The 25819-nt window shown below is 70.4% G+C and carries 25 protein-coding genes and 2 pseudogenes; 16 read left to right on the top strand and 11 right to left on the bottom strand.

Annotated elements, in window-relative coordinates:
* The first annotated feature begins 90 nt into the window (after nucleotides 1-90).
* The 8 genes from BLU79_RS00135 (at nucleotide 91) to BLU79_RS00100 (ending at nucleotide 9921) form a co-directional block, all read left to right on the top strand.
* Nucleotides 91-2169: a xanthine dehydrogenase family protein molybdopterin-binding subunit gene (locus tag BLU79_RS00135; protein ID WP_093904154.1), complete on the top strand. Its 2079-nt coding sequence runs from the start codon at nucleotides 91-93 to the stop codon at nucleotides 2167-2169.
* Between the two features lie 21 nt (nucleotides 2170-2190).
* On the top strand, nucleotides 2191-2646 hold the full coding sequence (locus BLU79_RS00130) for a (2Fe-2S)-binding protein (protein ID WP_093903474.1): 456 nt from the start codon (nucleotides 2191-2193) through the stop codon (nucleotides 2644-2646).
* A gap of 20 nt (nucleotides 2647-2666) precedes the next feature.
* Nucleotides 2667-3536: a fructosamine kinase family protein gene (locus tag BLU79_RS00125; RefSeq protein WP_256333078.1), complete on the top strand. Its 870-nt coding sequence runs from the start codon at nucleotides 2667-2669 to the stop codon at nucleotides 3534-3536.
* Between the two features lie 137 nt (nucleotides 3537-3673).
* Nucleotides 3674-4672, top strand: a complete 999-nt coding sequence (locus BLU79_RS00120; protein ID WP_256333077.1) for a LacI family DNA-binding transcriptional regulator — start codon at nucleotides 3674-3676, stop codon at nucleotides 4670-4672.
* An 81-nt stretch (nucleotides 4673-4753) separates the two neighbouring features.
* Nucleotides 4754-6094 (top strand): ABC transporter substrate-binding protein, encoded by a 1341-nt coding sequence (locus BLU79_RS00115; RefSeq protein WP_093903472.1) that lies wholly within the window; start codon nucleotides 4754-4756, stop codon nucleotides 6092-6094.
* 15 nt (nucleotides 6095-6109) lie between these two features.
* On the top strand, nucleotides 6110-6997 hold the full coding sequence (locus BLU79_RS00110) for a carbohydrate ABC transporter permease (protein ID WP_093903471.1): 888 nt from the start codon (nucleotides 6110-6112) through the stop codon (nucleotides 6995-6997).
* Nucleotides 6997-7812: a carbohydrate ABC transporter permease gene (locus BLU79_RS00105; protein WP_256333076.1), complete on the top strand. Its 816-nt coding sequence runs from the start codon at nucleotides 6997-6999 to the stop codon at nucleotides 7810-7812. The genes BLU79_RS00110 and BLU79_RS00105 overlap by 1 nt, the downstream gene beginning before the upstream one ends.
* A gap of 51 nt (nucleotides 7813-7863) precedes the next feature.
* Nucleotides 7864-9921 (top strand): beta-galactosidase, encoded by a 2058-nt coding sequence (locus BLU79_RS00100; protein ID WP_093903470.1) that lies wholly within the window; start codon nucleotides 7864-7866, stop codon nucleotides 9919-9921.
* Between the two features lies 1 nt (nucleotide 9922).
* On the opposite strand, the gene BLU79_RS00095 is transcribed toward BLU79_RS00100, so the two are convergent.
* Together BLU79_RS00095 and BLU79_RS00090 are read right to left on the bottom strand one after the other, a co-directional pair.
* Nucleotides 9923-10798, bottom strand: coding sequence for a hypothetical protein (locus BLU79_RS00095; RefSeq protein WP_093903469.1), 876 nt, complete (start codon nucleotides 10796-10798; stop codon nucleotides 9923-9925).
* Between the two features lie 92 nt (nucleotides 10799-10890).
* Entirely contained in the window at nucleotides 10891-11727 is an 837-nt protein-coding gene (locus tag BLU79_RS00090) for a helix-turn-helix transcriptional regulator (protein ID WP_093903468.1), read from the bottom strand.
* A 102-nt stretch (nucleotides 11728-11829) separates the two neighbouring features.
* On the opposite strand from BLU79_RS00090, the gene BLU79_RS00085 reads away from it, so the two are divergent.
* Nucleotides 11830-12537: an SDR family oxidoreductase gene (locus BLU79_RS00085; protein ID WP_093903467.1), complete on the top strand. Its 708-nt coding sequence runs from the start codon at nucleotides 11830-11832 to the stop codon at nucleotides 12535-12537.
* Nucleotides 12538-12606: 69 nt separating this feature from the next.
* Here BLU79_RS00085 and BLU79_RS00080 read toward each other — a convergent pair whose 3' ends face one another.
* From BLU79_RS00080 to BLU79_RS00065, 4 genes are all read right to left on the bottom strand, one after another.
* A complete protein-coding gene (locus tag BLU79_RS00080; protein ID WP_093903466.1) occupies nucleotides 12607-13800 on the bottom strand; it encodes a CaiB/BaiF CoA transferase family protein in 1194 nt (397 codons plus the stop codon).
* Between the two features lie 83 nt (nucleotides 13801-13883).
* Complete coding sequence (locus BLU79_RS00075; protein ID WP_093904151.1) at nucleotides 13884-14342, bottom strand: MarR family winged helix-turn-helix transcriptional regulator; 459 nt, start codon at nucleotides 14340-14342, stop codon at nucleotides 13884-13886.
* A 254-nt stretch (nucleotides 14343-14596) separates the two neighbouring features.
* Nucleotides 14597-15589, bottom strand: a complete 993-nt coding sequence (locus BLU79_RS00070; protein WP_093903465.1) for a helix-turn-helix domain-containing protein — start codon at nucleotides 15587-15589, stop codon at nucleotides 14597-14599.
* A 460-nt stretch (nucleotides 15590-16049) separates the two neighbouring features.
* Nucleotides 16050-17024, bottom strand: a complete 975-nt coding sequence (locus tag BLU79_RS00065; RefSeq protein ID WP_093903464.1) for an alpha/beta hydrolase — start codon at nucleotides 17022-17024, stop codon at nucleotides 16050-16052.
* Nucleotides 17025-17290: 266 nt separating this feature from the next.
* On the opposite strand from BLU79_RS00065, the gene BLU79_RS00060 reads away from it, so the two are divergent.
* Nucleotides 17291-18304 (top strand): TerC family protein, encoded by a 1014-nt coding sequence (locus BLU79_RS00060; RefSeq protein WP_093903463.1) that lies wholly within the window; start codon nucleotides 17291-17293, stop codon nucleotides 18302-18304.
* Here the strand turns inward: BLU79_RS00060 and BLU79_RS00055 are convergent.
* Nucleotides 18192-19439: pseudogene (locus BLU79_RS00055) on the bottom strand (MFS transporter); the annotation flags it as partial. The gene BLU79_RS00060 and the pseudogene BLU79_RS00055 sit on opposite strands and share 113 nt — an antisense overlap.
* A 107-nt stretch (nucleotides 19440-19546) precedes the next feature.
* Between BLU79_RS00055 and BLU79_RS00050 the strand changes: the two are divergent.
* Nucleotides 19547-19717 (top strand): annotated as a pseudogene (locus BLU79_RS00050) (transposase); the annotation flags it as partial.
* Between the two features lie 533 nt (nucleotides 19718-20250).
* Here the strand turns inward: BLU79_RS00050 and BLU79_RS47985 are convergent.
* From BLU79_RS47985 to BLU79_RS00035, 3 genes are all read right to left on the bottom strand, one after another.
* Nucleotides 20251-20961: a hypothetical protein gene (locus tag BLU79_RS47985; RefSeq protein WP_177000811.1), complete on the bottom strand. Its 711-nt coding sequence runs from the start codon at nucleotides 20959-20961 to the stop codon at nucleotides 20251-20253.
* Between the two features lie 289 nt (nucleotides 20962-21250).
* Nucleotides 21251-21721, bottom strand: coding sequence for a tyrosine-type recombinase/integrase (locus tag BLU79_RS00040; protein WP_177000810.1), 471 nt, complete (start codon nucleotides 21719-21721; stop codon nucleotides 21251-21253).
* A 290-nt stretch (nucleotides 21722-22011) separates the two neighbouring features.
* Entirely contained in the window at nucleotides 22012-22548 is a 537-nt protein-coding gene (locus tag BLU79_RS00035) for a dihydrofolate reductase family protein (RefSeq protein ID WP_093903461.1), read from the bottom strand.
* A gap of 46 nt (nucleotides 22549-22594) precedes the next feature.
* Here BLU79_RS00035 and BLU79_RS00030 point away from each other — a divergent pair, with 46 nt between their 5' ends.
* The 5 genes from BLU79_RS00030 to BLU79_RS00010 all read left to right on the top strand — a co-directional run bounded on the left by BLU79_RS00030 (nucleotide 22595) and on the right by BLU79_RS00010 (nucleotide 25265).
* A complete protein-coding gene (locus BLU79_RS00030; protein ID WP_256333075.1) occupies nucleotides 22595-23179 on the top strand; it encodes a hypothetical protein in 585 nt (194 codons plus the stop codon).
* Between the two features lie 66 nt (nucleotides 23180-23245).
* Complete coding sequence (locus BLU79_RS00025; RefSeq protein ID WP_143052438.1) at nucleotides 23246-23707, top strand: hypothetical protein; 462 nt, start codon at nucleotides 23246-23248, stop codon at nucleotides 23705-23707.
* A gap of 132 nt (nucleotides 23708-23839) precedes the next feature.
* On the top strand, nucleotides 23840-24403 hold the full coding sequence (locus BLU79_RS00020) for an SMI1/KNR4 family protein (protein ID WP_256333074.1): 564 nt from the start codon (nucleotides 23840-23842) through the stop codon (nucleotides 24401-24403).
* Nucleotides 24404-24552: 149 nt separating this feature from the next.
* Entirely contained in the window at nucleotides 24553-25044 is a 492-nt protein-coding gene (locus BLU79_RS00015) for a DUF2975 domain-containing protein (RefSeq protein ID WP_093903459.1), read from the top strand.
* Nucleotides 25044-25265: a helix-turn-helix domain-containing protein gene (locus BLU79_RS00010; protein ID WP_093903458.1), complete on the top strand. Its 222-nt coding sequence runs from the start codon at nucleotides 25044-25046 to the stop codon at nucleotides 25263-25265. Before BLU79_RS00015 ends, BLU79_RS00010 begins: the two co-directional genes overlap by 1 nt.
* A 241-nt stretch (nucleotides 25266-25506) precedes the next feature.
* Here the strand turns inward: BLU79_RS00010 and BLU79_RS00005 are convergent.
* Nucleotides 25507-25819 (bottom strand): transposase (locus BLU79_RS00005; protein WP_143052437.1); only part of this gene is annotated, 313 nt, incomplete at its 5' end.

Here is a 25819-nt window from a genome sequence, read left to right as displayed (position 1 = left end):
GGCGTGCACTCGCCCCTCATACAGGTCGAACCACCCCGGGTTCTCGGAGAGGAGCGTCTGTTGGCCAGTCAGTTGTCCCGTCGACAGTTCGTGGTGTACTCGCTGGCGGCGACCACCCTGACCGTCGCGGCACCGCTCGGCTGCGACGGCTCGACCGCGCAGGGCGCCGAGGAAACCGCGGCCGGCGGGCGTGCAGCCTCCGACGTCCTGGTCACCGGCACCGACGAGGAGATGCTGGTCCTGGAGGTCACCCCGGCCAACAGGGTCGTCGTACGGCTGCCGCGCGTCGAGGTCGGCCAGGGCGTCACGACCGCCGTCGCGATGATGATCGCCGAGGAACTGGATGCCCGGCTCGCCGACGTCGACATCCCGCTCGCGGACGCCCGCAGCAAGGGCAACCAGTTCACCGGCGGCTCCAACTCGGTCAGTTCGCTGTACGGGCCGGCCCGGCACCTGGCCGCGACCGCCCGCGCCAAGCTGGTGACCGCGGCGGCCCGCCAATGGCACGTCCCCGCGCGGACCCTGCGTACCCGGGACACGATGGTCTTCGGACCGGACGGGCGCTCGGCCACCTTCGGATCGCTGACCAGGGCCGCCGCCCGGATCACACGCCCGGCCGTGTCGACCGACCCCAAGCCCGCGTCCAAGCACCGGGTCATCGGCCGGCCCGCGACCCGCATCGATGCCCGTGACATCGTCACCGGCAAGGCGAAGTACACCGGAGACCTCGCGGTGGCCGGAGCGAAGCCGACGGTCGTGGCCCGGCCGCCGACGATCGGCGGGAAGGCCGTCTCGGTCGACTCCAAGGCGGCCCGCGCCATGCCCGGCGTGCACGCGGTCGTCCGGATCGACGGCGGGGTGGCCGTGGTCGCCGAGACCTTCCACCACGCCTTCCAGGCCCGCGACGCGCTCCGGATCAAGTGGGCGCCGGGCCCTCTCGCGAACCTCTCCGACACCGAGATCCGCGCCCGGCTGCGTGCCGCCGTGCCGAAGCTGGAGAGCCCGCCGCGCGGATCGGCGCAGACGGAGGCCGAGTTCGAGTTCGCCTTCGTCAGTCACGCGCCGATGGAGGTGCTCACCGCCGTGGCGGACGTGCGCGCCCAGAGCGCCGAGATCTGGTTCTCCTCCCAGACGCCGCAGTCGGCGCGCGAGGACATCGCCGCGAGGATCGGCCTGCCGGTGTCGAAGGTCCGGGTCCATGTCCTGCGCGGCGGTGGGTCGTTCGGACGCCGGCTGAACTACGACGCCGCGATCGAGGCGGCGCTGATCTCCAAGAAGGCACGCCGGCCGGTGAAGCTGATGTGGAGCCGGGCCGACGACATCCGGCACGGCCGTATGCGCCCGGCCTCCCACCACCGGATCCGGGCCAGCCACGCCCAGGGCCGAGTGGTGGCCTTCGCCCACGCGACGGCCTCGGTCAACGAGTCCTCCGAGCAGGGCATGTCCGCTCAGGGCGGCGTGCGTGCCGCCGCTCCACTCCCCAGCGACAGCGGCCTCTACAACTTCGGGCGCCTCTCCGGGAACTCGGGCTCGGTCGACCTGGCGATACCGCTCGGCGCCTGGCGCTCGGTGGACTCCGGCACGGTGCGCACCGCCGAGGAGATCGTCGTCGACGACGCCGCCCGCAGCCTCGGCAAGGATCCGGTCGCCTTCCGCCGTACGACACTGCGGAGCAAGGCCGTGAAGGCCGTACTGGACAAGGTCGCCAAGGCCGGGGACTGGGGTCGGACCATGCCGCGGGGTCACGCCCAGGGCGTCGCCGTGCACGAGGAGTACGGCTCCTGTGTGGCCTGTCTGGTCGAGATCGACGCCGAGGATCCGAAGAACCCCCGGGTGACCAAGGTGGTGATGGCCGCCGACGTCGGAACGGCCGTCAACCCGCGCGGACTGGAGGCCCAGCTGATGGGCACCGCCGTCGACGGCATCTCCACCGTGCTGAGCGCCGGGCTGCACATCGACAAGGGCGCCGTCCGCGAGAGCAGCTTCGCCGACTTCCACTACGCCCGCCAGCGACATGCCCCCCAGCACTTCGAGGCGCACATCATGCCCTCCCGGCGCGACCCCGGCGGAGCCGGCGAACTCGGTGTCCCGGCCGCGGCCGGCGCCGTCGCCAACGCCTATGCCCGGGCCACCGGCACCAAGCCGCGCCGCTTCCCCCTCGACTTCTGAGCCACGTCCGAGAAGGTACCGATGCCCTCCTACTCCTTCACCCTCAACGGCAAACGCGTCACCGTCGACGCCCCCGCCGACATGCCCCTGCTCTGGGTGCTGCGCGACCTGCTGAACGTCACCGGCCCCAAGTACGGCTGCGGCGTGGGCGCCTGTCGCGCCTGCACCAGCCATCTCGACGGCGACGAGATACAGCCCTGCGTCGTCCCGGTCGGCGACTGCGCCGGCCGCGAGGTCACCACCATCGAGGGCCTGGCCGACGGCGACCGCCTCCACCCGGTGCAACAGGCCTGGCTGGACTGCGACGTCGCCCAGTGCGGCTTCTGCCAGCCGGGTCAGATCATGGCCACGGCCGCCCTGCTGAAGAAGACGCCCCGGCCGACGGACGCCGACATCGACCGGATCGAGAACGTCTGCCGCTGTGGCACCTACTCCCGGATCCGCGAGGCGATCAAGAAGGCCGCCGCCGACAGCTGACCCGGAATACCCTGATGGCCGTGCACAACTCCTTCGAGGGCCCGAGTGCCGCAGCGGCACGGTTCACCGGACTCCCCGCCACCGGCGAACGCCGGCACTCCGGGGCGCTCACCGAAGTCACCCTCGACGATGGCCGGGTGGTGATGGTCAAGCGCGGCGACGGCGACCGGGCCGCACAGGCCGAGGCGGCGGGACTGCGCTGGCTGGCCGACGCCGGCACGGTCCGCATCCCGGCCGTGCACGGACACGACGGGCAGTGGCTGGTCACCGACCGCGTGGCCACCGGCCGGCCCGGCCCCGCGGCGGCGGAGCGCCTCGGCCGTGAACTGGCCGCCCTGCACGCCACCGGCGCACCCGCGTTCGGCGCCCCACCGCCCGGCGGCCCCGAGGACGCGTACATCGGTCTCGCCCCGATGCGCAACGTCACCGGCCCCGACTGGCCCCGCTGGTACGCCGAGTACCGGGTGCTGCCGTATCTGCGCCGCGCGGTCGACGACGGCACCCTCCGCGGCACGGAGGCGCCCGTCATCGAGCAGGTCTGCGAGCGGCTCCCCGAACTGGCCGGCCCCGCCGAGCCGCCCGCCCGACTGCACGGCGACCTCTGGAACGGCAACGTCCTGTGGGGCGCCGACGGGCACGCCTGGCTCATCGACCCGGCCGCACACGGCGGCCACCGCGAGACCGACCTGGCGATGCTCCACCTCTTCGGCTGTCCCCACCTGAACCGGATCCTGGACGGCTACCAGCAGACGGCACCGCTGGCCGACGGCTGGACCGAACGCATCGCCCTGCACCAGCTCTTCCCCCTGCTGGTGCACGCCGTCCTCTTCGGCAGCGCTTACGGGGACCAGGCCCTCACGGCGGCCAGGACGATTCTGCGTACTTGTTGACGCACGAACCATTGACGGGACGCCGCAGGCTCTCGACACTGGCATGACTACGTAGTCAGTACAGCGGTCATGCGAATGTCCTTGCAGCCGACTACGTAGTCAACAGCCGATCAACCCGCCACCATCCGGGAGCTCCCATGGCGACGACGATGACCGAGGTCGCCCGCGTCGCCGGTGTCTCCCAGAAGACGGTGTCCCGGGTCGTCAACGGCGAACCGCACGTCAGCCCGGAGGTCCGCGACCGCGTGCTCCGGGTCATCCGGGAGCTGGACTACCGCCCGAACAACGCGGCGCGCGCCCTGCTCCTCGGCCGCTACCGGCGCATCGGCGTCGTCTCGCTGGGCACGGCCCTGTACGGCCCGTCGACGCTGCTGATCGCACTGGAGCGGGCGATGCAGCGGGCGGGGTACTCCTTCGCCCTGGCCAGCACCCTGGAGGGGCAGAGGGTCTCGGTCGCCGTCGAGGCGCTGCTGGAGCAGGGCGTCGACGGGATCGTGCTGTCCGAGCCCATCGACGACGGCACCCCGCTCCGACTCAGCGCGGACGTCCCGGTGATCAGCCTCGGCGAGGGCGTCGAACTCACCGACGGTGTGGGCGCGGTCGTCGGCGCCGACGGGGTCCGGGCCGCCCGGATCGCCACCGAGCACCTGCTCGCCCTGGGCCACCGCACCGTCTGGCACCTCCCCGGCCCGCAGAACTGGTGGGCCGCCCGCGACCGCCTCCGGGGCTGGCGCGAGGCCCTCGCCGCAGCGGGCGCCCCCGAGCCACCGCTTGCCACGGAGGGCGACTGGAGCCCGGCCGCCGGATACGCGGCCGGCCGACAGCTGGCCCGACTCGCCGACGTCACCGCCGTGTTCGCCGCCAACGACGACATGGCGATCGGCGCCCTGCACGCCTTCGCCGAGGCGGGCCGCAGCGTCCCCGGCGACGTCAGCGTCGTGGGCTACGACGACATCCCCGCCGCCGCCTACCTCTCCCCGCCCCTGACCACCGTCCGGCAGAACTTCGCCGCCATCGCCGAACGCGCCGTCGACCACCTGATCGCCCTGATCGAGGGCCGTCCGGCCGCTGCCGAACACCCCGAATCTGCCGTCGAGTTGACCGTACGGGCCTCCACCGGACCCGCCTCCGACTGACTGTGCCCCCCCCGCGTGCGCGGCACGGGACCGCCGCCGCACGCCCATACCCCCGTAGCCGCACCACGTGAGGAGTCACGTGTGTACCCGCCACCCCGTCCGCCCCGCCGCGCTGTCCTGCGCGGCGCCCTGGGACTGAGCACGGCCGCCGTCCTCTCCGCCTGCGGAGGAGGCAGCTCCACCGCCCTCACCTCCGGCGATGTCACCCTCGCCCTGTGGACCCACGACCCGGGCTACGAGTCCTTCTTCGAGAAGGGCATCCCCGAGGCCGACCGGCTCACCGACTTCCGCTACCACCTGAAGGTCACCCGCGCCGGAGCGTCCGACGTGGTCACCAAGCTCCTCGCGCAGGCCGTCGCCGGACGCGGCACCCCCGACCTCGTGGGCTTCGAGATCGGCAGCTTCCCGCGCATGCTCCGCGGCGACATATCCGAACGGCTGCTGTACGACCTCACCGACGACATCGCCGCCGTCCCCGACCTCAAGGACGACCTGCTGCCCGCCCGCACCGCCCCCTTCAGCAAGGACGGCAAGGTCTACGCCCTCGACTCGGACACCCCGATGGTCGTCTACTTCTACCGGGACGATCTCTTCGACCGGTACAACCTCCCCAAGGACACGCCCACTTGGGAGGAGTTCGCCGAACACGGAGCCCGCGTCCACCGCGACCACGGCGCCTCGATGTGCGTCGTCTCCACGGCCGGCAGTGACGCCGGCCAGGTCGTGCAGTCCTTCCAGATGCTGCTCTACCAACGCGGCGGCGCCTTCTTCGACGCCGACCAGAACCTCGTCCTCGACTCACCGGAGGCCGAGGAGGTCTTGCGCTTCCTCTGCGAGGGCCTGCGCACCGGCTTCGTCATCGACATCTCCGACTACTACGGGGCCGCCATGCAGACCGCCCTGAAGCAGGGCCGGGTCATCGGACTGCCCATGGCCATCTGGTACAAGAACTACGGCCTGGCACCCAACGTGCCCGAGCAGAAGGGGAGATGGCGGGTCAAGGCCCTGCCCCGGTTCGAAAGGGGCGGCGCGGTCACGGCCGCCGCGGGCGGCACCGGCTTCGGCGTCATCGAGGACAAGCCCCACACGCGGGCCGCCAAGGAGTTCCTGTTCCGCACCTGGCTCACCCATGAGGGCCAGGTCCGCCGCTTCACCGAGACCGGCTACCTCCCCACCCGTCGCTCGGTCTACGACGATCCCCGCCTGAGCACCGCCCGGGACGACTTCTGCGGCGGCCAGCGGCTTTTCCCGCTCTACCGCGACCTGCTGCCCCAGGTGCCCCCGTTCCACCAGAGCCCCGACCAGTCGATCCTCTACGACGTCCTCGCCGGCAACCTCCTGCGCGCCTACCACGGTGATCTGAGCCCACGTCAGGCCCTGAAACAGACCGCAGCCGACTTCCGCGACCAGGCCGGCCGTTAGGAGGACCCACCCACCATGACCACCGCCGCAGTCGGCCGGAAGAAGTCCTGGGCGCCGTACCTCTTCATCTCGCCCTTCTATCTCCTCTACGTCCTGTTCATGCTGGTCCCCGTCGCGGTCTCCCTCTGGCTGAGCCTCACCGAGTGGGTCGGCCTCGGCACCCCGCACTGGGTGGGCCTGCGCAACTACCGCCTCCTCGCCACCGACATCAGCTTCCACCGGGCCCTCGGCAACACGGCCGTCTTCGTGCTCGTCGCGGTCTGCGTCGTCGTCCCCGCCGCCCTGCTGATCGCCCAGGCGCTCAACACCCGCGGCCTGCGTGTGCGGGACCTGTGGCGCACGGCGTACTTCGTGCCCGTCGTCGTCTCCCCGATCCTCGTCGCGCTCATCTTCGGCCTGGTCTTCGACCGGCAGTTCGGCCTCGCGAACTCGGTGCTGCGCGCCCTGTTCGGCGCGGGTGGCGTCGACTGGCTGGGCGATCCGGGCCTGGCCAAGGTGAGCATCGCGGTGGTGATGCTGTGGCGCTGGACCGGCTACCTGACCGTGTTCTTCCTCGCCGGACTCCAGAACGTGCCGAGGGAGTTGTACGAGGCCGCCGCCCTCGACGGCGCCGGACGCCTGCGCACCTTCACCACCGTCACGTTGCCCGCGTTGAAGCCGGTGACCGCCTTCGTCGTCGTGACGTCCTTCATCGGCGCGGCCCAGATCTTCGAGGAGCCGTATCTGCTGACCGGTGGCGGACCGGCCGAATCGACCCTCTCGGTCACGATGTTCATCTACCGGGCCGCCTTCCAGCGCCAGCAGTTCGGCTACGCCGCCGCGGCGGCCGTCGTGCTCTTCGTCCTCGTCTTCGGGCTCAGCCAGCTCGTCAACCGACTCCTCGGTATCGGGAGGGCCAACTGATGCGCACCCGCGTGCCTCTGTACGGCGTACTGGTCCTGCTGTCGCTGGCCTTCCTCGCCCCACTTCTGTGGGCCCTGAGCGGCTCGTTCAAACCGCGCGGCGACATCTTCGGCTACCCGCCGCGGCTGATCCCCGACCCGTTCACCCTCGACAACTACCAGCGCCTGTTCTCCGGACAGCCGTTCTGGCGCTGGTTCCTGATGAGCACGGTCGTCGCCCTGACCGCCACCGCCGTGTCCGTCTTCGTCTGCGCCCTGGCCGGCTACGGCTTCGCCAAGTTCCGCTTCGCCGGGAAGAAGCTTCTCTTCGGCGTGATGTTCAGCTCGCTGTCCATCCCGTTCGCGGTGATCCTCGTGCCGCTGTTCGTGGTCCTCGTCAAGACCGGTCTTGGCAGTCCGTGGTTCGCGCTGATCGTGCCCTGGGTGGCGCCCGCGTTCGGGATCTTCATGATGCAGCAGTACATCGTGCAGTCCATCCCGGACTCGGTGCTGGAGGCCGCCCGCATCGACGGGGCGAGCGAGTTCGGGATCTTCCGGACCATCGTGCTGCCCCTGCTGCGCCCCGCGCTCGGCGCACTCGCCGTCTGGCAGTTCCTGCAGAGCTACAACAGCTTCCTGTGGCCGCTGGTGCTGGTCTCCGACAGCTCCCAGTACACCCTCCCGCTCGGCCTGCAGACCCTGTTCGTGTCGGAGCAACGGCAGTACGACCTCGTCCTCGCCGGAGCGGTCCTCGCCGTCGTCCCTGCCGTCGCCCTCTTCGTCGTCCTGCGCAAACAGCTCCTCGAAGGCCTGTCCACGGGTGCCGTCAAGGGCTGACGCCACTGCCCGATCCACTTCCGGCACACTCAACCACCGTATTGGAGAAGGATGTTCGCGCTTCCACCCCGGGTCCTGTTCGGCGCCGCCTACTACCACGAGTACCAGCCGCACGAACGCCTCAAGGACGACCTCGACCTGATGGCCGAGGCCCGCTTCACCGTGATCCGGGTCGGCGAGTCCGTCTGGTCGACCTGGGAGCCTACGAGCGGCCGCTTCGACCTCGACTGGCTGCAGCCCGTGCTGGACGGCGCCCACGAGCGGGGCATCTCGGTGATCCTCGGGACTCCGACGTACGCCGTGCCGCCGTGGCTGGCCCGGCAGTACCCGGAGATCGCGGGGGAGTACCGCACCGGCGAGCGCCACGGCTGGGGCGCCCGCCAGGAGGTCGACTTCACCCACCCGGCGTTCCGCTTCCACGCCGAGCGGATCATCCGCAAGATCATCGGCCGCTACGCCGACCACGCGGCCGTGATCGGCTTCCAGGTTGACAACGAACCGGGCCTGCACCTCTTCCACAACCACGGCGTCTTCCAGCGCTTCACCGACGAACTGCGTGAGCGGTACGGCGACGTCGAGACCCTCAACCGCGCATGGGGCCTCGTCTACTGGTCGCACCGGCTGTCCACCTGGGCCGACCTGTGGACCCCCGACGGCAACGCGCAGCCGCAGTACGACCTGGCGTGGCGGCGCTTCCAGGCCAAGCTCACCACCGAGTTCATCGCCTGGCAGGCCGAGATCGTGCGCGAGTACGCCCGCCCCGACCAGTTCGTCACCACCTGCATCTCCTACGACCGCCAGGGCGTCGAGGACGACAAGCTGACCGAGCGGCTCGACCTCACCGCCGGCAACCCGTACTACACCATGCAGGACGCCCTCGCCCTGCCCGACCGGGGCCGCTCCGGCCAGGACTGGACGACCAACGGCACCTGGGCGCTGTACCGTAGCGCCGACCGCATGTACTCCTCCCGCCAGGAGCCCTTCCTGGTCACGGAGACCAACGCGCAGGCCATCGGCGGGCCCTGGAACAACCGCCCCGCCTACGACGGCCAGTACCGCCAGGCCGCCTGGGCGCTCATCGCGCGCGGCGCCTCGATGATCGAGTACTGGCACTGGCACACCCTGCACTTCGGCACCGAGACCTACTGGGGCGGCATCCTCCCGCACCATGGCCGCCCCGGCCGGATCTACCGCGAACTCGCCCTACTGGGGAAGGAGTTGGAGAAGGCCGGCGACCTGGTGGCCGCCCTCACCCCGGACGCCGACGTCGCCTTCCTCTACGACGGCCCCAGCAAGTGGGCACTCCAGGCGCAGCCACCGCTGGCCGCACCCGACGGAGACGCGGACCAGCGGTCGTACGAGACGCTCTTCGACGCCTTCTACCGGGGCGCCTTCGATGCCGGGCTCCAGTCCCGCATCCTCCACCCCGGCCAACTCCCCGGCGCCGAACTGCCGCCCGTCCTCGTCGTCCCCGCCTATTACGCCGCCGACGACGCCACCCTGGACCGGCTGAAGGCCTACGCCGAGCAGGGCGGCCACCTGGTGCTCGGCCCCCGCACGGCCTACGGCGACCTGGAGGCGCGGGCCCGCACCGAAGCGCAGCCCGCCCGGCTCGCCGAGGCGGCCGGGGTGACGTACGACGAGTTCAGCAACCTGGACGCCCCGCTGCCCGTGACCGGCACCGGCGGCCTCGCTCTCCCACCCGAGGCCCGTGCCCTGCACTGGGCCGACGGTCTCCAGCCGCAGGGCGCCGAGGAGTTGGCGACCTACGAGCACCCGCACTTCGGACGCTGGCCCGCCGTCACGACGCACCGGCACGGCGCCGGCCGCATCACCTACGTAGGCACCGTCCCGGACCCGGCCTTCGCCCAGGCACTGCTGCAGTGGGCGACCCCGACCGACTACTCCTGGCGCCAGGCGCACCCGAGCGTGACGTCGACCTCGGCCCGCTCCCGCGACGGCCGCCGGGTGCGCTTCCTGCACAACTGGTCGTGGGAGGAGGTGACCGTACCCGTGCCCAAAGGTGTGCGGGATGTCCTCTCCGGTGCCGAGTACGCCACCGAAGTACTGCTCGGACCATGGGATGTGAAGGTCCTTCAGGGCCGGTGACTCATTCGGCGCCGTGCACCGGGGCGCCCGTGAACGCGTCCAGCAGGACCCGGTCGCCGAGCGGGCGGTCCAGTGCGACCTTCACCTTCTTGGAGAGGAGTTGGAGCGTGCAGACACCGTCCCGGGTTCCGACCCAGTAACCGGACAGCACCACACTGCCGTCCGTCTCCAGTACGTCCACGGCGGGTCCGTCGTCGCACGCCCCGTGGTGGGCCAGCACGGTGACGGACCGGCCGTCGGCGGACACCTCGACCAGCTTGTCGAGGTCCCACAGCGCGCCGCTGACGGAGCCGGCCGGTCCGATGGGCGGCTTCGGCTGCTTCGAGGAGCCGAGGGCGACGCGCTTCAGCGGGGTGTCGTAGCCCTCGATCGTGAACAGCCAGGCCGGGACGGTGGCCGGGCCGCGGCTGGTGGCCAGCGTCATCTCGCCCAGCTTCGCCCCGGTCACGGTCAGACGCGGCCCGGAGCCGTTGTCGCCGCCCAGTTTCTCGTACGCCGCCCGCGCCCCCACGAGCGGCAGGGTGAGCGAGTCACCGTCCCGCCACCGCACCTTCGCGTCCTTCTCCGGGGTCTTGGGGAGGTCGCCGCGCAGCACGAAGTTCTGGGTGGTGTACGCCTCCTTGTCGGCGGCGTTGTGGAAGGCGTCCTCGGGCAGTTGGACCGGGTCGCCCATCGGGTAGTAGCCCTCGCGCCAGGTGTCGGCGGCCGGTGAACCGTCCCAGGCCTTCGCGACCTCAAGGGCACGAGGCCGGGTGTTCGGCGCCGGTTCGGACTCGCTCGAACCCGCCTTGTCGGCGCCGCATCCGGCGCTGAGCAGGCCGAGCACGATGAGCAACTGGACGGTACGTGAGACGGTGCGTGAAGCGGTCGTACGCATGGATCCCCCGAACGGACGGCGACGGGTACGCGGGAGGGGCGGTGTCGCGGACGCCCCGACACTGTGACGCATGAAAGGGGTGCCGCGTTCGGTCAGACCAGCGACTGCGTGCCGAGCACGGCGAGCAGCGCGAGGCGTTCCGCGTCCTCGGTGCCGGGGTCGGCCGTGTAGACCATCAGACGCAGGTCGCTGCCGGCCACGGCGAGGATGTCGCAGTCCAGGGTCAACGGACCGACCTGCGGGTGCTCGACGACCTTGCGGCCGGCCTCGTGGCGCCCGACGGCGCCCGTGTCCCACAGCTCGGCGAACCGGTCGCTGTGGGTACGCAACTCCCTGACCAGGAACCGCAGTTGAGGATCCGACGCATACCGGCTCGCAGTCGCGCGGAGGTCGGCGACGATCCCGGCCTCGAACGCGCGTCGCTCGCCCGGTGTCTGTCGGACCCGGCTGCCCGATCCGAGGAAGGCACGCCACACGCCGTTGCGCTCGAAGCCGTGCCAGGCGGACGGGTCTCCCATCAGCGCGGCGTACAGGGGGTTGGCCATGAGCAGCGTCCACGCCGCGTCGTAGACCCCGACGGGCGTGCCGTTCAGCCGGTCCAGCAGGCGCTGCACGCTCGGCGTGATGTGCGCGGGGACCGTCTCCGGGCCCGGCGGCACCAGTCCGGCCAGCCGGAACAGATGCGCGCGCTCGTCCGTCGACAACCGAAGCGCCCGGGCCAGGGCCTCGACGATCTGCCCGGACGGATTGCTCGCCCGGCCCTGTTCGAGCCGGGTGACGTAGTCGACCGAGATCCCGGCCAGCAGCGCCAACTCCTCGCGGCGCAGCCCCGCCGCCCGCCGATGCCCGCCCGCAGGCAGCCCCGCCGTCTCCGGCGGGACCCGGTCGCGCCAGCGGCGCAGGGCCTGGCCGAGTTCCGTCGCTGTCATGCCTCCAGTGAACACGGTCGGGCAGGCACATGCCTGGTACTCCCGGTCCCAGGAAGACGCGACGACTGGCTGCGGGCCGCACCGCGCAGGAGTGTGTACGGCATGACGACCACACTCATCACCGGAGCGAACAAGGGCCTCGGCTTCGAGACCGCACGTCGACTCGTCGCCGCAGGCCACACCGTCTACGTCGGCAGCCGCGACCCCGAGCGCGGACGCCGGGCCGCCGAGCGGCTGGGCGCACGGTTCGTCCACCTCGACGTCACCGACGACGCCTCCGTCCAGGCCGCCGTGAAGACCGTCGAGGCCGAGGGCGGGCTCGACGTACTGATCAACAACGCCGGCATCGAAGTGCGGGGCGAGAACAACGGCATCCCCGCCGCCGCGGACACCACCGCCGACGAGCTGCGCACGGTGTTCGAGACGAACGTCTTCGGCGTCGTCCGTGTCACCCACGCCTTCCTGCCCCTGCTCCAGCGGTCCCCGGCCCCTGTCGTGGTGAACGTGAGTAGCGGTCTCGGCTCACTGACCCGGCTGTCCGACCCGGATTCACCGGCCCACTTCTACCAGGCCATCGCCTACCCGACCTCGAAGACGGCGGTCAACATGATCACCGTGCAGTACGCCAAGGCGTTCCCGGACATGCGGATCAACGCCGTCGAGCCCGGCTTCACCTCCACGGACCTCAACGGGCGTACCGGCACGCAGACCGTCGAGCAAGGGGCGGAGATCATCGTCCGTATGGCACAGATCGGCCCCGACGGCCCGACCGGCGGCTATGTCGACGTCGAGGGACCGATTCCCTGGTGACGCCGAGCCTTGTCGGGCCATAGGTTTCGAGCCCTGTCGGGATCCTCAGATCGATCCCTTTCGGGGCTCTCAGATGACGGCGTCGGCGCGCAAGGCCTCGATCTCCTCGGCGGTACGGCCGAGTTCGGCGAGGATCGCCTCGGTGTGCTCGCCCACCCCCGGCACCGGGTCCATGCGCGAGGGCACTCCCGCGAGGTCGGCCGGCGGCAGCAGGGCCTGCACCGCCGCACCGCCGGGCACGGCGACGTCGGCCCAGCGGCCGCGGGCGGCGAGGACCGGGTGGTCCAGGAACGCGGCGACGTCGTTGACCCCGGCGCAGGCGATGGCGACGGACTCCAGGTCCTTGAGGATCTCCTCGGCGTCGGAGCGGGCGCAGCGCTCGGCGACGATCGTGTTGAGTTCGTCGCGGTGGGCCACGCGGGCGGAGCTCGTGGCGAAGCGGGGGTCGTCCGTCAGCTCGGGCCGCCCCAGGAACTCGGCGCACAGGACGGCCCACTCGCGCTCGTTCTGGATGGAGAAGAGGATCTCCTTGCCGTCGGCGGCCGTGAAGGCGCCGTACGGAGCGAGGGTGGGGTGCTGGGTGCCCAGACGCGCGGGCTGGGTGCCGCCGTACCGCGTGTAGTAGGCGGGCTGGCCCATCCACTCCGCCAGCGCCTCGAACAGGGACACCTCCACCGGGTGGGCCGTACCGGTGGTGGCACGGGTGAACAGGGCGGTGAGGATGCCGCTGTACGCGTACATCCCGGCGGCGATGTCGGCGACCGAGATGCCGACGCGCGCGGTCTCCTCGGGGGTGCCGGTCAGCGACACCAGTCCGGTCTGGCACTGCACCAGCAGGTCGTACGACTTCCGGTCGGCCCACGGCCCCGAGGTGCCGTACCCCGAGATCGTGCACGGGATCAGCCGCGGCCACCGCTCGCGGAGCACCTCGACACCCAGGCCGAGCCGGTCCACGGCACCCGGCGCCAGGTTCTGCACGAACACGTCGGCGCCGTCGAGGAGTTGGTGCAGGATCTCCCGGCCTCGGGGGGCCTTCAGATCCAGCGTGAGGGATTCCTTGGACCGGTTGAGCCAGACGAAATAGCTGGACTGCCCGTGCACCGTCGTGTCGTACCGGCGGGCGAAGTCCCCGTCGCCGGGCCGCTCGACCTTGATCACACGCGCACCGAGGTCGGCGAGCTGCCGGGTGGCGTACGGGGCGGCCACGGCCTGCTCGAGGCTGACCACGGTGATGCCGGACAGGGGGAGGTGGGGCGCGCTCATAGGGGCCATGTGTACGGCCACGACGGAGATCGCGTCAATGGAGGCCCCTCGGAGGCCGAGGGGGCGGGCTGCTGCGGGCCGCCTCAGACGGGGACGCGGAGGGTCTCCACGGCTCGTACCAGCGGGGCCAGTTCGGGATTCCCTGCGGCCTCGTCGAGGGCCTCGCGCAAGGCGGCCTCGTTGGTGGGGCGGGCCTCTTCCAGGAGGGTGAGTCCTGTTTCGGTGACGTTGGTGTAGATGCCGCGGCGGTCGGTGGGGCAGAGGTAGCGGGAGAGCAGGCCGCGGTCCTCGAGTCGGGTGACGAGGCGGGTGGTGGCGCTCTGGCTGAGGACGACCGCGTCGGCGACCTGCTTCATCTGCAGGTGGCCGCCTTCGCCGTCGTGCTGGCGGCTGAGGACGTCGAGCAGGGAGTACTCGCGCACGCTGAGGTCGTGCCCGGCCTGCAGGGCGCGCTCGATGTGCGCCTCGATCCTCCCGTGCAACAGGGAGAGGGCGCACCAGCCCTGGGCGAGGGCGGTGAGCGCGGGGTCCGTGGCGGTCATGGCGCCGGTGTCCTCCATCCCGATGTGGGTGTCCTGGTGAGTGATCCGGTGAGGTGTCCTGAGGGCGCCCTGGGAGGCCCCGGGCAGTGTCCTCCAGGATAGGGCATCCGTGAAATTTCCAGCGAATGCGTGTAGAGCGCGCGTGCAAGCACTTGCTCCACTGCCGGAGCTGAGGATCGCCCGGGCTGGACCTACTGGACCTACTGGACCCACTGGGCCTGCTGGGCCTGCTGGACCTACTGGAACGACTACCGTCAGGGCCGTGCCAGGTGCCGCATCGTCAGCGCCAGGCCCAGCCTGAACCTGCCCTGCGGTGTGCGCAGCGGCCAGCCCAGCAGGTGCTCGGCGTGTGCCAGTCGCTCCTGGAGCGTGGAGTGGTGGATGTTGATCTCGGCCGCCGCCGCCCGCAGGCTCACCGTCGAGGCGACGGCGTGCAGCGTGGCGAGCAGCCAGGGGGCGGCAGCCGCAGCCGCTTCCAGGGCCTGTACGTCGGGCGGCGGCTCGGCGCCCGGTGCGACGAGGTCGGCGAGGAGCGCGATGCCGCCCAGCTCGTCGGCGTGGACGACACCCGGGCCGGGGTCCTGCGCGGTGCCCTCGGCCGTGAAGCGGAGCGCGACGCGGGCCTGCGTCCAGGAGCGCGGCAGGTCGAGCACCGGGACGGCGGGACCCACGCCCACTCGGCCGGCGGGCGCCTCGGCCTCCGGGTGCGCGGGGACGATACGGGGGCGGCCGTCCAGCGGGGCGAGGACGCGGGCCGGTGCGGCGGGGTCGAGCCCGAGCCGGCGGGCCGCGTGCAGCCGTGCCGCCTCCGGAGCCGTGGCGTCGAGAACGGTCTCGGCCAGGGCGGGATCATCGGCCGGCGCCCGCCCGCGCGTCCGGTCGAGCACGAGCCGTACGGCACCGGCGGCCCGCTCCAGAATCACCGCGTCGACGACACTCGGCTCCGCCGCCTCGGCCCGCTCCAGCCACAGCGCCGGATCGCCGCCCGGCGTCAGCGCGGCGGACGGCCAGGCGGGATCCACCGGCACCCCGCTCTCCCGGCGCGTCCCATCGGCCTCGACCCGGACATGCACCCGCCGATCCGCGTCCACCAGCCGCGCCGGCACCCCGGCCAGCACGGCGGCCCCACGCACCAGCGTCTCCAGCCCGGCCCGTGCCTCGGCAAGCTGATCGAAGTAGGCGATGACCCTGACGGCCGCCCCGGCGTCCGGATCCAGCGCGGTCAGTCGTCCGGCCAGCTCTTTCATAGGCCCATGGTGCGGTATGGGGGTGGGGGATGGGGAGGTCGTGGTTGAGGCGAGGGGGAGTCAGGGGTCGTTGGGCCTGGAGTGAACGGGGAGGGTGGTGGGAGTGAGCGGGGAGGGTGGTGGGAGTGAGCGGGGAGCGTGGTGGGGGAGTCCGAGTCACGTGGCCGAGAGCCTGCCCATGGCCGGTGCCGTGGGTGCCGTCCCTGCCGTCCGCGCACCGGCTCCCGCCGTGCCGAGGCAGGCTCCCGGGCCGGGCTCCGCTGCCTCGGCCCGTTCCGGCCATAGGGCTGCGACTGGCCCTGCTCAGCACGGCGGACCTGTCGGCGAATCCCCGCTCAGCGCCGCAGATTCCCTGGCAACCCCGACAGCCTGCCGGCCACCCGGCTCAACCCGCCTGATCTCCAAGGCCCCCGCCCCCGCCCACCTCCCCACACCTCAAGTCAGCCCCCCGCCGCCCCCCTCAGCCCCCCAACAGCCTCTTCAGCCAACCCAGCTGCTCCGCCCGGCAAGCCTGCGACAGTGCCGCCTGTGGGGCGAAGCCGTCGAAGCCGTGGAAGCCTCCGGGCCACACGTGCAGCTCGGCCGCCCCGCCGGACTGCCAGATGCGGGAGGCGTAGGCGACGGCCTCGTCGCGGAAGGTTTCCGCGGAGCCGACGTCCAGGAAGGCCGGGGGCAGGCCGGACAGGTCCTCGGCGCGGGCCGGTGCCGCGTACGCGGGGACGTCGGGGCCGCCGCGGCGGGCGCCGAGCAGCGCCGTCCAGCCGGTCTCGTTGGCCGTACGGTCCCAGATGCCGAGGCCCGCCATCTGGTGGGCGGACGGGGTGTCGTTGCGGTCGTCCAGCATCGGGCACATCAGGAGCTGGCCGATCAGCTCGGGGCCTTTGCGGTCCCGGGTGAGCAGGGCCAGCGCCGCGGACAGCCCGCCGCCCGCACTGGCACCGGCGACGACGATCCGCTGCGGGTCGCCGCCGAGTTCGGCCGCGTGCTTCGCGGTCCACTCCAGACCGGCGTACACGTCCTCGATCTGCGCGGGGTAAGGGTCCTCGGGCGCCAAGCGGTACTCCACGGACACCACGACCGCGTCCACCTCCTTGGCCCAGGACAGCGGCACGTCCACACCGACCCGGTTGTTGCCGATGACCATGCCACCACCGTGGACGTGGTAGATCACGGGTCGCGGGCCCGCCTCGGCAGAGCCGGCCGGCCGGCAGATCAGCAGGGAGATCTCGGGGGCGCCCCCGGGGCCGGGCACCGCCCGGTCCTCGACGTCGAAGTAGCCGTCCATGGTCAGGTCCAACTCGGCCAGCATCTGGATCCCCGCACCCTGACGGACGTCGGCGATCTCGTCCATCGTCAGGCTCGGCGAGATCACGTCCTTGATGAGCTCCAGGGCGGCTGCGAGCTCCGGATCGAACGGTGGCGGGACCTGGGTCATGGCTTCTCCTCATACGGGGCACGCGTGCGCAGCGGATCTGCGGCTCAGTAACTCTGTAGCTCCGCAGCTTGCGGCCATGATCCGCGTACCCGCCCCCGACCGGAGGGCCGCCGTTCGGCGGAACCTGCCCGCCGTCCGGCGGGTGGCTCCCTCACGTCCGGGAGATTGCCAGGACATGACTCTCTGTTCACCTGCCGTAGGTGGAAGGAATCACCAAAAGGCGACAACGCTATCAAGTCCCCCACCTGCACCAGGAGTAACACCCCGTGAACGTCTCCCTCTCCGTCTGGCTGCTGACCATCATGGCCCTGTGCGCGCTGGTCGCCGTGGACTTCTTCATCGGTCGCAAACCCCACGACGTTTCCATCAGGGAAGCGGGCACCTGGACGATCGTCTGGATAGTGCTGGCCTGTCTGTTCGGCCTCGGCCTGTTCTACTACGGCGGCGGGCAGCCGACGGGTGAGTTCTTCGCCGGGTACATCACCGAGAAGTCGCTCAGCGTCGACAACCTCTTCGTCTTCGTCCTGATCATGGGCAAATTCGCGGTGCCCTCGCAGTACCAGCAGCGCGTCCTGATGGTCGGCGTGATCATGGCTCTGGTGCTGCGCGCCGGATTCATCGCGGCCGGCGCGGCGATCATCTCCACGTTCTCCTGGGTGTTCTATCTCTTCGGCGCCTTCCTGATGTGGACTGCCTGGAAGCTGATCCAGGACGCCCGCAAGGAGGAGCACGAGGAGGAGTACCAGGAGAACAAGCTGCTGAAGATGGCGGAGAAGCGTTTCGGCGTGGCGGACCGCTACCACGGCACGAAGCTGTTCATCACCGAGAACGGCAAGCGGATCATGACCCCGATGCTGGTCGTGATGCTGGCGATCGGTTCGACCGACGTCCTGTTCGCCCTCGACTCCATTCCCGCCATCTACGGGCTGACCCAGGACCCGTACATCGTCTTCACCGCGAACGCCTTCGCGCTGATGGGCCTGAGGCAGCTGTACTTCCTCATCGGCGGTCTGCTGAAGAAGCTGGTCCACCTCAGCTACGGCCTGTCGATCATCCTCGGCTTCATCGGTGTCAAGCTTGTCCTGCACGCGCTGCACGAGTCCGGGGTCCACGTCCCCGAGATCAGCATCCCCTTCTCGCTCGGCTTCATCGTGCTCGTTCTGGCGGTGACGACGGTGACCAGCCTGCGCGCTTCGAAGACGCAGGAGCAGGCAGCGGAGCGCGTGGGAACCGACGCCGCACGCCTGGACACAGGTGCCGAGCGAGGGCCACGGCCGTGAGCGCGGCAACCAGCACGCACACGCCGGTCCACCCGAACCGGCCGTAGGCGCGGGCGCCCAGCCATGAGCCGGCCGTGCCGCCGAGGTAGACGCAGGTCATGTACGCGGTGTTGAGGCGGCTGCGGACGTCCGCGCCGAGGTCGTAGATCCGCACCTGGTTGGCGACCATCCCGGACTGCATGCCGACGTCGAGCAGCAGCGTGCCGACGACCAGCGCGGTCAGCCCGGGCGCGCCGCCGAGCCCGCCGAACGCCAGCACCACCGCCGACACGCCGACCACCAGGAAGCACACGAGGTTGACCCGGTCCGGCCCCCGGCGGTCCACCAGCCGCCCCGCGACCGGCGTGCACAGCATCGTCGCCGCGTTGACGAGGGCCAGCAGCCCGGTCGCCTTCGCGCTCATGCCGTAGACCGGTCCGGTGAGCAGCAGCGCGACGCCCGTCCACACGGCGGAGAACCCGGCGAACACCGTGGCCTGGTACAGGCACGAACGGCGCAGTTCGGGCTCGGTGCGCAGCAGGCGCAGCGGTGCGGCGAGAAGGGCCGGGTAGGGCGTCGCGGCGGCCGGGGGCAGCGCCGGCAGCAGGCGGGACAGCAGAGCGGCGACCGTGAGGGAGAGCGCGGCGGCGAGGACGTACGGCGCCCGCCAGCCCAGCCAGTCGCCGAGGGCGCCGCCGACGGCGCGGGACAGCAGCATGCCGGCGAGGGCGCCGCTGAGCAGGGTGCCGCCGACGACTCCCCGGCGCTCGGCGGGCACCAGTCCGGCCGCCAGCGGACCGGCGAGCGGGGCGATGACCGTGGCCGTGCCGACGAGGACGCTGGCGGCGAGCAGCGGCATCCGCGCCTGTGCCGTGCTCGCGGCGAGCAGGGCGAGGCCGGTCAGGGTGAGGAGGGTGACGAGGAGCCGGCGGGGCGGCAGCCGGTCGCCGAGCGGGACGAGCAGGAAGATGCCGGCCGCGTAGCCGAACTGGGTCGCGGTGACCACCGTGGTGGCGGCAGCGGGGGAGATGCCCAGCCCCGAGGCCACCAACGGGCCGATCGCCTGCGGGAAGTAGACATTGCCCACCGCGACCCCGCACGCGAAGGCGAGCAGCGCGATCGCCGAGGTGGTCTGCGGTTGTCCGTGATCCGTCATAGCCCGAAGTACACGGCGGCGACGGGAAGGTGCCAAAGGATGTAGCTGGGGGCTTACAGGTCGTCTCAACTGTCTCAACTGGCTTGATCACTAGGCGGGCCGTTGTGATGGCGTGGGTGGGGCGTCTGGTTCCGGACGGGCCGTGGGAGTTGTTTCAGCGGGTGGTCCCGGCTGCTCCGGTGCGTCCGCAGGGCGGTGGTCGACGACGGTACGGTGATCGCGAAGTGCTCGCGGCGATCCTGTTCGTGGCCACGACGGGCTGTACCTGGCAAGTTCTTCGATGCCGTCCTTGACGGCCAGGAGCTGGCCTCGGCTGGAGGTCTTGGGGACGTAGAACGGGCAGCGCGCGCAGGCCAGCCGGTGGGGGCACTTGGCGAAGAAGTCGTAAGAGCAGTAGCCCTCACCCAGGGCGTAGTACTTCCACGGCTGCTCGCCGCTGGCGGCAGCGCCCGTGAGGATGGATTCACGGTCGATGAGGACCTGGATGGTGCGGACGTTCCGGGCGTCGATGAGCTCACCAACGATGGGGTCGACTGGCTTGGAGAACGCTGCCGTCGTCTTGTTCGCCGGAATGTGCAACAGGCAGACGCGGTAGGTCTCGCCGCTGTCGGGGTCGGTGGCCTGGTCCCAGCGGACGCATTCGAGTTCGAGTCGACGGATCTCGTCCATCTGTAGACCGCCGAACAACCACACCCGACCAGGGCACGGATCATTTCGATCGGGTAGGAGTTCGCGTGCCATCCGGCAGCCTTCGCCCGCGGGGTCCCGTATGCGCGCAAGTCGTCGGTGGTCAGCGTCAGCCCGGCGGCCATCAGCTTGGCCCATGCGGCATCGTCGATGATCCGGGGGTCTGGGTCGCGGCCGGCCCGGACCGACAGGGCTCCAACCACTCCGGCGGGACCGAGGCCACGGTCTCCGGACGCGTTCCGCGCTGCTGGTGCCCGTTGACCAACGGCTCGGGAATGCAGCCGTTGGCCGCCAGGACCCGGGACATCTCGAAGAACCCGCGGCGTCGTGCACTGGATACGGGATGGTCGGCGTCCAGGTCCTGCACCAGTTCCAGAGTCACGTCCTTCAGGTGCGGGCTGCCGGCGCTGAGTAGGGCCTCGATCACGGAGGAACGGACCGACTCCGGCTGCGGTTTCGGCGAGGTCTCCCAGCGTTCCAGCAGCGTGCAGACCTGCTCCAGCGCGGGATCGACGGCCCCGTGGCCGAAGACGAAGTCGGCCAGCGGGCGCAGTTTGGGCATCTGGACCCGGTGGAGTCGTCGGTGTCCGCCGAAGAGGTAGCCCCAGGCCACCAGGTGGGCCCGGCGCCGGTGACGGATCTCGCCCGTGACGGAGGCGACAAATGCTGTCCAGGTCTGCTCGTCCCAGGCCCAGTAGGCCAGGGAGCGTCGGCCGACTTCCATCAGGAGCATGTTGCGGGCCGAGTCGGTCACCGCGTTGCCCCACCGAGTCGAGACCGCCTCCAGCGGATCGATCAGCCGGGCCGGAGCGACACGGTTTCGCTCGTGGATCACCTGATGATCCAGCCCGGCCAGGCGGCCGAGGGCCGCCCGTTCTTCTGCAGTCAGAACTGGGCTCTGAGTAGCGGTTTTGGCGCAGTACTGCGCAAGCGAGGCAGGTGCTGGCCGTTCGGTCGCGCTCACCGGACTGCCGCCAGTGCTGCCAGCAGGTTCTCCCTGTCCTGCTGATCGATGCGGACGCGCGGTGCAGCCGAGCAGCAAGCTCCCGGCCGGACAGATGGAGGTAACGCATGGTGGTAGCCAAGTCTCGGTGGCCGGCGTACTGGGCGATCTGGTCGATGGTTCAGTCGGCGCGGGCCAGATCGGTCTGCCTCAGATGCCGGAAGGTGTGAGTGGACAGCCGTGCGGCACCGGCCCTGCGGGCGATGCCTTCGACGGTCTTTGACCAGGTGGAAGGCCCCAGCGGCTTGCCGTAGTTGCGGTTGGAGGCGGATCGGAAGAGCGGTCCGTCGATACGGCCGAACATGCCGCGTCGTTCGTTGAGGTAGGCCAAGAACAGCTGAGACGAGGTGACGCCGAAGGCGACTTCCCTGGCCCGCTGGAACTTGGTCGTCTCTGCCCGCAGATGGATCAGGCGGTGCGCGTGCTCGAAGTCCCCGACATCGAGTTGGACCAACTCCTCTCGGCGCAAGGCACCGTCATGGGCGAGCGTGACCATGAGCCGGTTGCGTAGTGACTGCTCGGCGCACGCAAAGAGGATCCGCTGCCAGACGTCCTCGTTGGGGATCCAAGGTGCCTGCTCGAGGCGCCGCACGAGCCCCTGCCGAGGAGGACGGCCACGGCGGCTCGACTGCCCTCGACGGCATGTCCCTGATCCAGGCGGCAACCGTGTCCGCACCGGCCAGTGCGGGATCCGTGCCTTCAACTGCACAGAACCGCAGGTGGTCCTCGACCGCCCGCCCGTACGCGTCGATCATGTTGGAAGCCCGACCGATGTTCGCCATGAACTGCAGCCACCGTCGGGCCAGTTGATGTTCAGCGAGAGTGGGGAACTTGCCCCACGGGATGGGGGCCATGACAGCAGGCCAGTAGTTGCGAGCGTGCCTACTTGCGCACGTGGAAGCGCAGCATGGTGACCCCGCCCGACTGGACGTTGCTGAACGGTTCCAGGTCGATCCGGTCGAGGCCCGGCGGCGCGAAGCGGACGCCGTCGCCGAGCAGCACCGGCAGCACGTACACCAGGATCTCGTCGACGAGGCCGCGCTGCAGGCACTGGGCGGCCACGTCGGCGCCGAGGATCTCCAGGTTCTTGTCGCCGGCGGCGCGGCGTGCCGTGGCCACGGCTTCCTCGATGTCGCAGGTGAGGAAGGTGACGTTGGGGTCCGGCTCGTCGGGCGGGCGGTGGGTGAGGACGAACTGCGCCCCGCCGTCGTAGTCGGTGTTCTCGTCGGACATGCGCTTGCCGACCTCGTACGTGCCCCGGCCGATGAGCATGGCGCCCGTGGCCGCCATGACCTCCGGGAACGTCGCCGACGTCATGTGCTCGAAGATCCAGTCCATCGTGTGGCCGGGACCGGCGATGAACCCATCGAGGGACATCACCCTGTTCACGACCACTTTGCCGGTGCTCGCATCCGTCATGCGTCTTCTCCAAGCAGGTGGAGGGCCGGGATCGCATCATAGGTCGGTGAGCAACATCTTCTCCGGCGGTAGCCACGACCTGGACCTGTCCAATGGCGCCACCGCGGTGTTCATCGACGTGCTGATGGTGGCCGTGTCCGATCTCGCCTCCGAGGACTGGGACTTCCGCTTCGCGGCGCTGCTGACCCTGCAGGACCAGAACGTCATGGGGCGCGGTGCCGTCGGGTTCGACCTGGCGGAGTTCGACTGGGGTGCGACGGAGCAGGAACGCGCCCGCGCGAAGGACTTCGTGCTGCGTGCCACAGCACTCGCGGCGGTCGGACATCGCTGGAGCGAGCTGGGCTACCACCCGCCCCGCGTGCATGACTACCTGCACCGCTTCACAACCATGGTGGAGTCCTGCACCCCGCCCGCCGACAGCAGCGCCGCACGCGGCTTCCCCGGCCCGGACGAGGCCGCGATGGCCTCGTGCGTGCGCCACCGCGTCCTCAGCGCGCTCCCGCTCTGGGACGGCTGCTTCCTCTGCAATCGGCGCACTACTAGCCCGGCTCGATTCCCCACGAGGCGGCAACTGCCGCCGGTCTTCGGACCGTCGGACCGACCGCCCACCCATCGCCCAGTCGGTGCGTGATCACTCGGCCCGGTCGCGTGGCATCCTTGTCAGACCTGACGGACGGAATGAGAGTCGAGTCGTTCGTTGATCCGTGTCGCGCGAGGAGCCACCGGGTTCTGGGGGCAAGGCGATGACCCGTTGCCGCAGGTGGACGTCGGGGCCTTCAAATCCGCGTGCCATGCGGTGGCCCGGTCGATTCGGGCCACGGTCGGCGATGTGACTCCGGCCGGAGTCACGCCGAGTTTCCATACGGTTCTGATCACCGCCCCAGGCATTCGGTGGACCGTCTTGTCCCACGAGCTACTCCCGGTCGTTGCCTTCGTGGCGAGTCCTCCGCGGGCTGGTGCGCCTCTGGCGGACTTCATATCCCCACCGGCGTGGGCGGACGCATTTGAGCTGAGCGGTTTCCGGCTGCTGGATGTCGGAGAACTGGACATGCCGCTGGCCTCGGCTGACACCAGCGAGCTCGCCGAAGCAGAGCTGGAACAGATGCGTTACTGGCGTCCCAGCACGGTCGGAGAGCTGATGTTCAACTGGTGGGACTGATCCGGGTCATTTGGCTGAGGGTTTGGCAGTGCGGTATTTGGGGCGTACCGGGGCCGGGTTCCGCTGCCGGTCTTCGCCTGGCCTGTCGACCCTCCCACGGGTACCGGCTGGTGTCCCGCTAGCGTCCGTTCCATGGTCGCCCTCGATGCGCTCGTCCGCCTCTGCCCGCCGCCCGCCAGTCCGCCACCCGCGGTGGACTGGGCACAAGCCGAGCAGGCCCTCGGGCTGGCTCTGCCCGCCGACTACAAGCAGCTCGTCGAGACATACGGCGACGGCATCTTCGACGAGACGATCTGGCTGCTCGTCCCCGACTCAGCCTACGACGACTGCGACCTGCACGCGCAGATGACGGAACGGCACGAGATCCTGGCCGACCTGTGGGAGTTCGAGGACAAGCCCGCCGGCCTGCAGGAGGCGGGGGCGAGGGTCCTGCCGTGGGCATTCGAGGAGGGTACGGGAGCGTTCCTGTACTGGCTGGCGCGGCCCGGTCAGCACCCCGACGACTGGACCGTGCTCTACAACGAGGGGCGCGGCCCCTTGTGGGAGCACCACGACATGGGGTGCCTCGCCTTCCTTCTGGCGGTACTCACCAAAACGGCGGAAACGGAGTACTTCGGCCACCTCTACGAAGTGCTGAAGCCGACGGAGCACCGCTTCGCAACGGCCGACCAGACCCTTGGAACGACCGGGCAGTGACCCCGTCGGCCGCTCCCGACGACCTGGCTCGCTGCAGAGACGGCGGCGTCCCGCCATCGCGAGAACCTGCCACCACTCACCATCCCAGCCCTTGTTTCATCTATCGAATTTCGATAGATTCCCATTGTCATTCGATGGAAGGATGGGTCGTGGGAAAGCTGACAGTGCGTGCACTGCGCGCCGTGCTCGTGGTGATGCTCGCCGGCACCGTGTTCGTACAGGCGGGGATGGTGTGGGCGTTGGTGAGCGGGAGCGACCCGGAGGACGGGTCGCTCCCCCTGACCCCACTGCGCGTGATCACGATCCTGGGCATGGTGTCGGTCCAGGTCGCCCTGGTCTGCGTATGGCGGCTGGTGACGATGGTGCGACGCGGAACCGTGTTCTCCCACGCCGCCTTCCGGTACGTGGACGGCGTGATCGGCGCGATGGTGGCGGCTGCCCTCGTGTGGTTCGCGGTCACGGTCATCAATGCGCCGGGCCAGCGGGACGACCCGGGCGTCACCGTCATCATGGGCGGAGTCGGCGTGGCCATCCTGGGGGTCGCGCTCATCGTGCTCGTGCTGCGGATGCTGCTCGCCCAAGCCGTCGCCCGCGACGTCGAGGCGGCGCAGATGCAGACCGAGTTGGACGAAGTGATCTGATGCCGATCGCCGTCGACATCGACGTGATGCTGGCCAAGCGGAAGATGTCCGTGGGCGAGCTCGCGGACCGCGTAGGGATCACGCCCGCCAACCTGGCGGTACTCAAGAACGGCCGCGCCAAGGCGGTGCGCTTCACGACACTCGCCGCGCTCTGCGAGGTACTCAAGTGCCAGCCCGGCGACCTGCTGCGCTGGGAGGCCGAGGACGCCGCAGGCGGATGACGCGCCCTTTTCACGCCGCCCTCGCAGTCGATTTGCTCGTAGACGTGGACCTGGTCGTCCGTGTTGTTCCGGGGTGAGTGTGCGGGCTTGGTCCTCTCGGCTTCTGCTTCCTTGACGTTGAGGCACTCGCGGTCCAGGAGGCTGTCAGGCGCCTTCCGGGTTGCCCGGCAAATCCGCTGGCGGGCCTTGTTTCACCTGAACGGGGCGGGAGAACGTCTTGCGTTCCCCTTTAGACCGTGTCCTACGTGGTGAGGCGGGCGAGCCGTTTGTAGCAGCACAGGGCAGCGGCCAGTCCAAGAAAGGCCAGGTAGTTGCGGGGATTGCGTTCGTAGCGGGGGCTGAGTCTTCGGTAGCCGGACAACCAGGACATGGTCCGCTCGATGACCCAGCGGCGGCGTCCTAATCGTTCGCTGGATTCGATCCCTTTGCGGGCGATGCGTACTCCGATCCGCTTCCATCGCAGCCATCTGCGCAGGTCGGCACGGTCGTAGGCTTTGTCCGCGTGCAGGCGCTGAGGCTTGAAGTACCGGCCGCGGTAGGGGTCGTGTCTCGTT

The sequence above is a fragment of the Streptomyces sp. cf386 genome (assembly GCF_900103585.1).
In the GTDB taxonomy this organism is placed as follows: Bacteria; Actinomycetota; Actinomycetes; order Streptomycetales; family Streptomycetaceae; genus Streptomyces.
The sequence above is the reverse complement of the archived record's forward strand: the minus strand, read 5'-3'. Positions and strand labels throughout refer to the sequence as shown.

Excerpts from the sequence above, each read along its gene's own strand:
- BLU79_RS00130 (WP_093903474.1), top strand. The coding sequence starts at position 2,191 with ATGCCCTCCTACTCCTTCACCCTCAACGGCAAACGCGTCACCGTCGAC.
- BLU79_RS00120 (WP_256333077.1), top strand. The coding sequence starts at position 3,674 with ATGGCGACGACGATGACCGAGGTCGCCCGCGTCGCCGGTGTCTCCCAG.
- BLU79_RS00110 (WP_093903471.1), top strand. The coding sequence starts at position 6,110 with ATGACCACCGCCGCAGTCGGCCGGAAGAAGTCCTGGGCGCCGTACCTC.
- BLU79_RS00105 (WP_256333076.1), top strand. The coding sequence starts at position 6,997 with ATGCGCACCCGCGTGCCTCTGTACGGCGTACTGGTCCTGCTGTCGCTG.
- BLU79_RS00100 (WP_093903470.1), top strand. The coding sequence starts at position 7,864 with ATGTTCGCGCTTCCACCCCGGGTCCTGTTCGGCGCCGCCTACTACCAC.
- BLU79_RS00095 (WP_093903469.1), bottom strand. The coding sequence starts at position 10,798 with ATGCGTACGACCGCTTCACGCACCGTCTCACGTACCGTCCAGTTGCTC.
- BLU79_RS00090 (WP_093903468.1), bottom strand. The coding sequence starts at position 11,727 with ATGACAGCGACGGAACTCGGCCAGGCCCTGCGCCGCTGGCGCGACCGG.
- BLU79_RS00085 (WP_093903467.1), top strand. The coding sequence starts at position 11,830 with ATGACGACCACACTCATCACCGGAGCGAACAAGGGCCTCGGCTTCGAG.
- BLU79_RS00080 (WP_093903466.1), bottom strand. The coding sequence starts at position 13,800 with ATGAGCGCGCCCCACCTCCCCCTGTCCGGCATCACCGTGGTCAGCCTC.
- BLU79_RS00075 (WP_093904151.1), bottom strand. The coding sequence starts at position 14,342 with ATGACCGCCACGGACCCCGCGCTCACCGCCCTCGCCCAGGGCTGGTGC.
- BLU79_RS00070 (WP_093903465.1), bottom strand. The coding sequence starts at position 15,589 with ATGAAAGAGCTGGCCGGACGACTGACCGCGCTGGATCCGGACGCCGGG.
- BLU79_RS00065 (WP_093903464.1), bottom strand. The coding sequence starts at position 17,024 with ATGACCCAGGTCCCGCCACCGTTCGATCCGGAGCTCGCAGCCGCCCTG.
- BLU79_RS00035 (WP_093903461.1), bottom strand. The coding sequence starts at position 22,548 with ATGACGGATGCGAGCACCGGCAAAGTGGTCGTGAACAGGGTGATGTCC.
- BLU79_RS00020 (WP_256333074.1), top strand. The coding sequence starts at position 23,840 with ATGGTCGCCCTCGATGCGCTCGTCCGCCTCTGCCCGCCGCCCGCCAGT.
- BLU79_RS00010 (WP_093903458.1), top strand. The coding sequence starts at position 25,044 with ATGCCGATCGCCGTCGACATCGACGTGATGCTGGCCAAGCGGAAGATG.